The organism is Roseateles sp. P5_D6 (assembly GCF_054049415.1).
On record NZ_JBFUMK010000046.1, the window covers coordinates 1 to 9,364 of the forward strand.

Sequence of the window (9,364 nt, forward strand, 5' to 3'; positions counted from 1 at the left end):
GCATGCCGCCTGGACGGACTGTCCGGGCGGCATGCCCACTTGCGTGGGTCGGCGCCGCGTGGCCAGAGATGGAAATGATGGACGTCGGCGCAGATCATTGATGGCGCCCAAGAACTTGGCAGAGTCTCTATGACGCAGAAAATTGCTCGCATCGTCGTCGTGGGCGGTGGCAGCGCCGGCTGGATGGTGGCCGCGGCGCTGGTCACCGGGCTGAAGGGCCGCGCCGCCGTCGAGGTGGTCGAGTCCGAGGASATCGGCATCRTCGGCGTGGGCGAAGCCACCTTCCCRTCCATCCGCAACTACAACCAGCTGATCGGCATMGACGAGCGCGATTTCCTGCGCGCCACCAACGGCACCTACAAGCTGGGCATCCGCTTTTGCGACTGGCTGGACGTGGGCAAGGACTACTTCCACACCTTCGGCCACTTCGGCAACCTGTTCGGTTCGCAGACGCTGTGGGGCCAGCACCGCCGCATGGGGCTGRCCGARCCGCTGGGCGTGCAGTGCGTGCCGACGGTGATGGCGATGAAGGGCCGCTTCGTGCTGCCCGACGAGCAGGCGCAGTTCAAGTACGCCTACCACTTCGAYGCYGTYCAGTACGCCGCCTTCCTGCGCAAAYTGGCCGTGCAGCGCGGTGCCCGCCACACGCTGGGACGCATCACCGACGTGTCCCGCCGTGCCGATGGTGGCGTGGCCGCCGTGCAGCTGGAGGACGGCCGGCGCATCGAGGGTGACCTGTTCGTCGACTGCTCGGGCTTTCGTTCCTTGCTGTTGGGCCAGGCGCTGGAAGAGCCCTTCGTCGACTTCAGCCACTGGCTGCCCGTCGACGGCGCCTGGGCCTGTCCCACCGAGCGGGTCGGCGAGGAACTGGCCCCGTACACCCAGGCCACGGCGCTGGAAGGGGGCTGGGCGTGGCGCATCCCGCTGCAGAACCGCACCGGTCATGGCCACGTGTTCTCAAGCCGCTTCATCGACGCCGACCGTGCCCGCGAACAGCTGCTGGCCCGGCTCGACGGCAAGCCGCTCGGCGAGCCGCGGTTGTTGCGCTTCACCACCGGCCACCGCGAGCGCTTCTGGGTGCACAACGTCGTCGCCATCGGCCTGTCCTCCGGCTTCCTGGAGCCGCTCGAGTCCACCAGCATCTACCTGATCCAGGACGGCATCAGCCGTCTCATGACCCTGCTGACCGCCGGCCGGCCGGTGGACGAGAACGACCGGGCCCTGTTCAACGACGGCGCGGCTCGCCGCTTCGCGCGCATCCGCGACTTCATCATCCTGCACTACTGCCTGACCCGCCGCCGCGACAGCGAGCTGTGGCGGCACGTGTCATCGATGGAGCTGCCAGAGACGCTGGCCTTCCGGATGGAGCTGTGGCGTCGCTACGGCGTGCTGCATGAGTACGACGAAGAGGGGTTCGACGCCACCAGCTGGCTGGCCATCCACGCCGGCATGGAGCACTGGCCGGAGCGCAACGATCCGGTCTTCGCGGAGATTTCGCCGGAGCGCGCCACGCAGGCGCTGGACCAGCGTCGCAAGGCCATCGAAGCCTCGGTGGCGCGCATGCCGCAGCACCATCGCATGCTGCTCAAGATGCTGGGCTGATCCCTGGCGCATCTTGAGCTCATGCGGGCACGATAAAAACCATCTGCTGCACGCCCACTGGCGTCAGCTCGGACTGATCAACCTGAAAGGTGAAGCGCCATGCGGCATGGGTCGAAATCGCCCGTAGTTTTCCCAGCGGATGGCCGTTTCGCCGCTCCGCATCGTTCCGAATCGAGGTTTCCCATGATTGCGCGCGTGCTTGCGCTCCTGGCGCTTGTCCAGGCCTGCGTCTGGCCGCAGCCGAGCCAGGCCGAGAACCCCGTCGTCCAGACCAGCTTCACCGCCGATCCGGCACCGTTGGTGCACAAGGGGGTTGTCTACCTCTACACCGGGCAGGACGAGGACGACGCCCGCGACTTCAAGATGCGCAACTGGCGGCTCTACGCGTCGACCGACATGTCGAACTGGACCGACAAGGGCGTCGTGGCGTCGTTGGCCACCTTCCCCTGGGCGGTGCAGGACAACGATGCCTGGGCTTCCCAGGTGGTCGAGCGCGACGGCAAGTTCTACCTTTACGCGTCGGTGAGTGTGCAGGGCTGGCCCAAGAGCGTGATTGCCGTCGCCGTGGCCGACCGGCCCGAAGGCCCCTTCAAGGATGCCTTGGGCAAGCCGTTGATCGACAAGGCCAACGGCTACTTCGATCCCACGGTCTTTGTCGATGACGACGGTCAGGCCTATATGTATTGGGGCAATCCCCATCTTTGGTACGTCAAGCTGAACAAGGACATGATTTCCTACTCGGGCGAGATCAAGCAGATCGACTCCAAGCCGGGGAACTACCAGGAAGGCCCCTGGTTCTACAAGCGCCAGGGCAAGTACTACATGGCCTACGCATCGGCCTGCTGCCCCGAAGGCATTGGCTACGCCATGAGCGACAAGCCCACCGGCCCCTGGGTCTACAAGGGCGACATCATGGACCACAACACCAACTCGACTGGCAACCACCCGGGCATCATCGACTACATGGGTGGGTCCTACCTGTTCGGGTTCAACTACCGGCTGAACTTTGCCGACACGCCCATCCATCGCGAACGCCGCTCCGTCACCGTGACCCGGTTCGACTACAACGCGGACGGCACCATCAACATGCTCCCCTGGTGGGACAACGTCGGCGTCGCTCCGCTCAAACCCTTGTCGCCCTACGAACGCGTGGAGGCCGAGACCATGGCCTGGACGTCCCGCGTGAAGCGGGATCGGGATCGCCCGTTCGACTGGGCGCCTGGCATCAAGACCGCGCGCAGTGACAAGGCCGGCATGTATGTCACGCGCATCACCGATCTGAGCTACATCAAGGTCAACGGCGTCGACTTTGGCAGCAAGGGCGCATCACGCTTCGTCGCCAACGTGGCCAGCGAAATGGACGGCGGCAAGATCGAGTTGCGGCTCGACAGCGTCGAAGGTCCCCATCTTGGCACCCTGACGGTGGCCCGCACCGGCGGCCGGGATCAGTGGCAGCAGCAAAGCGTGCCGGTCTCAGGCGCCACGGGCGTGCACGACCTCTACCTCATCTTCAGGGGTCAAGGCGAGCCGACGATGTTTGAGTTCGATCACTGGCGCTTCGAGCGCAAGTGAGGTCTGCGACCCTGAAGCCGCCCCCGGATCTGAGCGATAAAGAAGAACGAGATTTCCGTCGCCGCAGCTGACGCTTCCTCGCCGTCGCGCCGTGCGCTGCTTCAGGCCGTTGCTGCTGCCTTTACGGCGCTGGACTCGCAATAACTACTCCAGAGACAAAACATGAACACACACGCTGGCAGCCTGGGCCGCCGTTCCGCCGGCTCTCCCGCGCGTCTCATGAACCGCCCGATCTTTCCCATGCTGATGGCCCTCGTGCTCTCCGTCGCGTCTCAGGTCGTTCCGGCGGCCGAGGCTGCACAGGCAGCACCAGCTGCACAGGCGGCTCCTGCCCACAACCCGCTGATCTGGGCCGACGTCCCGGACATCGCCGTCATCCGTGTGGGCAAGACCTACTACATGAGCAGCACGACGATGCACATGAGCCCGGGCCTGCCGATCATGAAGTCGACGGACCTGGTCAACTGGAGCATGGCTTCCTACGCCTATGAAACCCTTGCCGACAACGAAGCCATGCGCCTCGAAAACGGCAAAACCGCCTACGGTCGCGGCTCCTGGGCCAGCAGCCTGCGTTTCCACAACGGCGTGTTCTATGTCTCGACGTTCGCCTCTACCAGCGGACGCACCCACATTTACACCACGCGCGATCCGGAGCGCGGCCCGTGGAAAGAGACGAGTTTCGAGCCAGCGCTGCATGACCACAGCCTGTTTTTCGACGACGACGGTCGCGTTTACATGCTCTGGGGGGCCGGTCGCATCACGCTCACCGAGCTGCAACCCGACCTCTCTGGAATCAAGCCCGGCGGCGTGAACAAGGTCATCATCGAAAATCTCAACGCCGTCTTCGGCTCCGACCTGGGCGGGCTCAGCGAGGGTTCGCAGCTTTTCAAGATCAACGGCCGCTACTACCTCGTCAACATCGCCTCGCCCGGGAGCCGCTGGGCGCGCAGCGTCATCGTCCACCGCGCCGACAAAATCGACGGTCCCTACGAGGGTCGCATCGTGCTCGATGACCGCGGCATCGCCCAGGGCGGCCTCATCGACACGCCCGAAGGCAAGTGGTACGCCTATCTTTTCAAGGACAACGGCGCCGTCGGTCGCATTCCCTATCTCGTGCCGGTGACCTGGAAGGACGGCTGGCCCGTGCTCGGCGAAAACGGCAAGGCGCCCATGACGCTCGACATCCCCGCCGGCGGACAGGGCGTCTCCGGCGCCTCCGGCATCGTCGCCTCCGACGAATTCGACCGCCAGCCCGGCGACCCCGACCTGCCCCTCGCCTGGCAATGGAATCACAACCCCAAGCCTCGTGACTGGTCGCTTACCAAGCGCCCGGGCCACCTGAGCCTCGTCACCAGCCGGGTCGTTTCCGCGTTGCCGGAGGCCACGAACACCCTCACCCAGCGCACCTTTGGCCCCAGCAGTTTCGCCACCACGAGCATCGACGTGAGTGGCATGAAAGACGGCGACCTGGCCGGCATCGCCGCTTTTCAGAAAGACTATGGGTTTGTTGGCGTAAAGATGAGCGGCGGCACCCGATCTCTCGTCATGGTGAGCGCCGACTCCGGCAATCCCGAGGAAATCGCCTCCGTTCCCCTCTCCGGCAAAACCGTTCACCTCAAGGTCGAATGCGAATTTCTGCCCGCGCCTGACGTCGCCCGCTTCTCCTACAGCCTCGACGGCAAATCCTGGACCCCCATCGGACGTCCCTCGGCTCTTCACTACACCCTTCCGGAGCACTTCATGGGTTATCGCTTCGGTCTCTTCTATTACTCGACCAAAACCGCCGGCGGCCGTGTGGACTTCGACTATTACCGAATCGGACAAGGGGCGAAAGACGGGCGCTGACGCGGCGCGACCTTATTTCCCACTTCCCCCAATTTCCGCCCGTCATGAAAAAACCAACCTTCTCCGCTGTCGTTCTCTTGTCCGTGTTGGCTCTGCTGCCCGCGACGTCATTCGCGCTCAACCCGGTTATTCAAACGATGTACACGGCCGATCCGGCCCCCATCGTCCATAACGGCACGCTCTACCTGTTTTCCGGCCACGACGAAGATGTCGGGGAAAAAGGTAACTTCAACATGAAGAACTGGGTGCTCGCCACGACGACGGACATGGTGAACTGGACCCAGCATGGCGCCATCGCCTCCCTCCGGGATTTTCCCTGGGCCGCCAAGGAGATCTCAGGCGGGGATGGTTTTGACAACGGCGCCTGGGCCCTCCAGGTGATTGAGCGGGATGGCAAATGGTATCTCTATGCTCCGTTGCAAGGCCGGGGCATTGGCGTGCTGGTCGCCGACAATCCCCTCGGGCCTTACACCGATCCCCTCAAAAAGCCGCTGATCGGCGGCCAGTATGACAGTATCGATCCGACCGTTTATATCGACGACAAGGGCCAGGCCCATCTCGCCTGGGGCAATCCCAATCTGTGGTCGGTGAAGCTGAACAAGAACATGATTTCCTACGACACCAGCGTCGGGGAGAACGGCCTCATTCGGCATCCGATGACCATCAAGGCCTTGGGCGAGCGCATCCCTGCGGACGCAAAACGCGGCACGTCTTACGAAGAAGGCCCCTGGCTCTATAAGCGCAATGAGCGCTACTACCTGTTTTTTGCCGCTGGTCCGCTCCCTGAGCCTCTCGGCTACTCCACCGGCCCCACACCGCAAGGGCCGTGGACTTACGGCGGCCCCGTCATGGCCCCGCAGAGCGCCTTCACCAACCACCCGGGCGTGGTCGATTACAAGGGCAAGACCTACCTTTTCTATCACAACGCCGCGCTTCCGGGAGGCGATGGCTTCAAACGTTCCGTGTGCGTCGACGAGTTGAAGTTCAACCCCGATGGTTCGGTCCCGATGGTGCAGCCGACCAAGGAAGGGCCGGCACCGGTCGGCCCGCTCGATCCCTACAAGCGAGTCGAAGCCGAGACCATCGCCTGGTCTTCCGGCGTCAAGATCGAGCCGAGCAGCGCCGGCGGCCAGAACGTGCGCGACATCCACGACGGGGCCTATATCCAGGTGCGAAATGTCGATTTCGGCGTGACCGGCGCGCGCGCCTTCATGGCCAGCCTCTCCAGCACGGCCAAGGCCAAGGAGGCCAGCGGGGCGAAGATCGAGATTCGTCTGGGCAAGCTCGACGGCCAGTTGATCGGCACCCTGCCGGTCTCGGGAACCGGCGGCGAATGGAAGCAGCAGTTGGCCGAGATCTCTGGAGCCTCCGGCATCCAAGATCTTTTCTTTGTATTCCGCGGTGCGGCCGGCGAAGAACTGTTCAAGTTCGATTACTGGCAATTCTCAAAATAGCTGTAGGCATCGGGTCGGCACGAAGTCGAACTTCCCAATACGCGAGACTAATTTGTTTTTAATTGCCGGCCTAAGCCCGGCCTGACGATTTCGTGGAAGTTTCCTATGCGCGGCCGTTTTTCCTTGCCAGTTATATTTCTGTTATTGATTATCGGATTCAACGGCGTACTCGCATCACCGCCAGAGCAGCGCATTACGCTGCAAGGCGATGCGGGCGGGAAGCGTTTTGACGGCATCGGCGTCGTCGATGGCGGCGGGGCCACTTCGGTCTTGTTGAAGGATTATCCGGAACCCCAGCGCAGCCAGATCCTAGATTTGATTTACAAGCCCAGGTTCGGTGCCTCCGTCAGCGCGCTGTACGTCGAAATTCCCGGCGACGGCAATTCCACGCAGGGTTCCATGCCCAGCCACATGCACAAGCGCGATGACTTGAATTATTCGCGCGGCTATATGTGGTGGGTTATGCAGGAGGCCAAGAAGCGCAATCCAAAACTCTCGCTTGATGCCACCGCCTGGAGCGCGCCCGGATGGCTGGGCGACCAGGGCCCGGTATTTAAAAAACAAGCCGGTAGCGACGACAAGGGCGACCTCAACTTCTTTTCACAAGACACGGCCAACTACTACGTGACGTGGCTCCAGGGCCTGCGCCAGGTGTATGGGCTGGAGCTGGACGCGATCGGCATTCGCAATGAAAAGGGCGTGAGCTATGACTTCAGCAAGGCGCTGCGCACGACCCTGACAGCGAATGGTTTCAAGTCGACAAAGATTCACGCCTTTGACAACTGGCCGGACGATTGGAAATTCAATTTTGTGAAGGACATGCTGACGGACAAAGACTTGCGCGACTCGATCGACATCATCGGCGCCCATATCAATCCGCCCGAGTCATTTACGCCGGCATCGGTGCGCGAGTTGGCCGACCGCCTCAACAAGCCGATCTGGAATACCGAGCAGCACGTGTACAAGGCTGGCTACGACGGGCTGATCTCGATGGTGCAGGGTTTCAACGAGAATTTTGTTCGCAGCGGCGCCACCAAGGTCGTCAACTGGTATGGCATTGCAGGCCTGTACACCATGACCCCGTATTCCGGCGAGAAGGAAGCGGCCATACGGGCCAATTGGCCTTGGAGTGCGCATTACCAGCTCAACCCCGTGCTTTGGGGTTACGCCCATTACGGCCAATTCACCGAAATTGGCTGGACCTACCTCAAGGGTGGTAGTGGCGACCTGACGGCGGGCGGCACTTATGTCACCCTGAAATCGCCAGCCAGCGACTACAGCATCATCCTTGAAACCAAAGACGCCAAGGCCCCGCAGCAGGTCCGGTTCGAAATTGGCGGCGGCCTGTCGTCGAACGAGCTGGCTGTCTGGCGCAGCAATGAGAAGGAGCACTTCGTACGCCAGGATGACCTCGAACCGGTCAATGGTGTCGTGACGCTCACCCTCGATCCGCATGCTGTCTATTCACTGACGACCACCCGCGGGCAGCGCAAGGGTGGTTTCGACAAGATCCCGGAGGTCAAGGCTTTCCCCTTCCCCTATTACGAGACCTTCGAACAGTACGCCGATCCGAAGCAATGGGGTTATTTGCCGCGCTACTTCTCCGACATCAGCGGTGCCTTCGAGTTGACCGCTTGTCCAGGGGGGAAGGGACGTTGCTTGCGTCAGATGACGCCAGTGCCAACGATCTCGTGGGGGCCCGACTGGCAGCCGTACACCATCGTGGGTGACGACGCCTGGCAAGACTACGAAGTCAGCGCCGACGTGTATCTGCAGCCTGGCGACGCGGCCGCCGTGATGGGGCGTGTGAACCACGTTGGCACGGGTTTCGGCGTCACGCCGAAGGGCTACTTCGCGCAACTGGACGACAACGGGCAGTTGCGGTTGGTGGTCATTCGCGGCAAGGCTGACCCGAAGAAGCTGGAAGGCGACGCCGAGCAGCAGGCCTTGATCAAGGCGCAAAACGACAGCAGTCCTGGTGGCGAAAAAGTGCTCGCGACGACGCAGTTGGCGGGCATCGCGCCGAACCGGTGGCACAAATTGGCGCTGCGTTTCAGCGGGTCCACCATCACCGCCGTCGTCGACGGTAAAGCGGTACTCAGTGCGACCGACACGCTGTACGGGAAGGGAATGGCGGGACTGATGGCGGGCGCATCGCAGAACCGCGTCAGCACGCCGTACTTCGACAATGTGCTGATCAACAGACTGGATGGCACTTTGCCGAAGCCAGCGACCGCCATCGCTGGACAGCGTCCGGTTTATCCAAGCTCGGCGCGGTGAACTTCTGCGGTCGATCATCGGTCTGACCGATGATGGTCGATCTGAAATCGACATGTTCTCCTACGAGAAACGCGGCGAGCATGAGTCGCGGTGGGCAGCCGGCAGATGGACGCTGACCACAGTGGTCAGCGCGTAACCCAGCGGTGCACGGGTCAAGCTCGCGGCATCGTGCTATCCCGGGGCCGAAGCGGCGGCCGGCGGGCGGCCGAGCAGCCGGCGGGGGATGTACTGGTAGTCCTTGCCGTCCGGCTTCTTCCAACCCAGGATCAGCGCGAGACCGTAGCCAGGCCCCTGAAAGTAACGCACACGGAAATTACGCAGGCCCTTGGCCAGCTTCACGGTTTCCATCAGCGGATACGCCGCATGGATGCCGTCGTTGTTGATCACCTCCACGTCATCGATGGTGAGGATGGCCCCGTCGTCAGACAGCAGCATGAGGTCCATGGTGAGGTCCTGCGGCATGTTGACGGTGAAGCGGATGTCCAGCCCGAACCATTCGTTCATGTCCAGGCCAGGGAAGCCCTCGCGGTGGTCGCGCGGCGTGATGTCGAGCTGGGCCAGGCAAACGGTCTTGATGGGTTTGCGCCGGCGCATTTCGTTCACCGACTTGG

The 9,364-nt window shown here is 62.6% G+C and carries 6 protein-coding genes; 5 read left to right on the forward strand and 1 reads right to left on the reverse strand.

All coding sequences use genetic code 11. The features are described 5' to 3' along the window. Positions 1-129 precede the first annotated feature (129 nt). The 5 genes from ACXJKM_RS29910 (at position 130) to ACXJKM_RS29930 (ending at position 8,753) form a co-directional block, all read left to right on the forward strand. Positions 130-1,602 (forward strand): tryptophan halogenase family protein, encoded by a 1,473-nt coding sequence (locus ACXJKM_RS29910; protein WP_457356647.1) that lies wholly within the window; start codon positions 130-132, stop codon positions 1,600-1,602. A 195-nt stretch (positions 1,603-1,797) separates the two neighbouring features. Continuing rightward, positions 1,798-3,174: a glycoside hydrolase family 43 protein gene (locus tag ACXJKM_RS29915; protein ID WP_235532098.1), complete on the forward strand. Its 1,377-nt coding sequence runs from the start codon at positions 1,798-1,800 to the stop codon at positions 3,172-3,174. 162 nt (positions 3,175-3,336) lie between these two features. Continuing rightward, positions 3,337-5,019 carry a glycoside hydrolase family 43 protein gene (locus tag ACXJKM_RS29920; protein WP_457356648.1) on the forward strand — a complete coding sequence of 561 codons (1,683 nt, stop codon included), beginning with the start codon at positions 3,337-3,339 and terminating at the stop codon, positions 5,017-5,019. A 44-nt stretch (positions 5,020-5,063) separates the two neighbouring features. Next, positions 5,064-6,473: a glycoside hydrolase family 43 protein gene (locus ACXJKM_RS29925; RefSeq protein WP_457356649.1), complete on the forward strand. Its 1,410-nt coding sequence runs from the start codon at positions 5,064-5,066 to the stop codon at positions 6,471-6,473. A gap of 105 nt (positions 6,474-6,578) precedes the next feature. After that, a complete protein-coding gene (locus tag ACXJKM_RS29930; RefSeq protein ID WP_457356650.1) occupies positions 6,579-8,753 on the forward strand; it encodes a family 16 glycoside hydrolase in 2,175 nt (724 codons plus the stop codon). A gap of 171 nt (positions 8,754-8,924) precedes the next feature. Here the strand turns inward: ACXJKM_RS29930 and ACXJKM_RS29935 are convergent. Further along, positions 8,925-9,364 (reverse strand): PA14 domain-containing protein (locus ACXJKM_RS29935; protein WP_457356651.1); only part of this gene is annotated, 440 nt, incomplete at its 5' end.

What these genes read in the sequence shown, in the direction of transcription:
- ACXJKM_RS29920 (WP_457356648.1), top strand. Translation starts at nt 3,337, where the DNA reads ATGAACACACACGCTGGCAGCCTGGGCCGCCGTTCCGCCGGCTCTCCC.
- ACXJKM_RS29925 (WP_457356649.1), top strand. Translation starts at nt 5,064, where the DNA reads ATGAAAAAACCAACCTTCTCCGCTGTCGTTCTCTTGTCCGTGTTGGCT.
- ACXJKM_RS29930 (WP_457356650.1), top strand. Translation starts at nt 6,579, where the DNA reads ATGCGCGGCCGTTTTTCCTTGCCAGTTATATTTCTGTTATTGATTATC.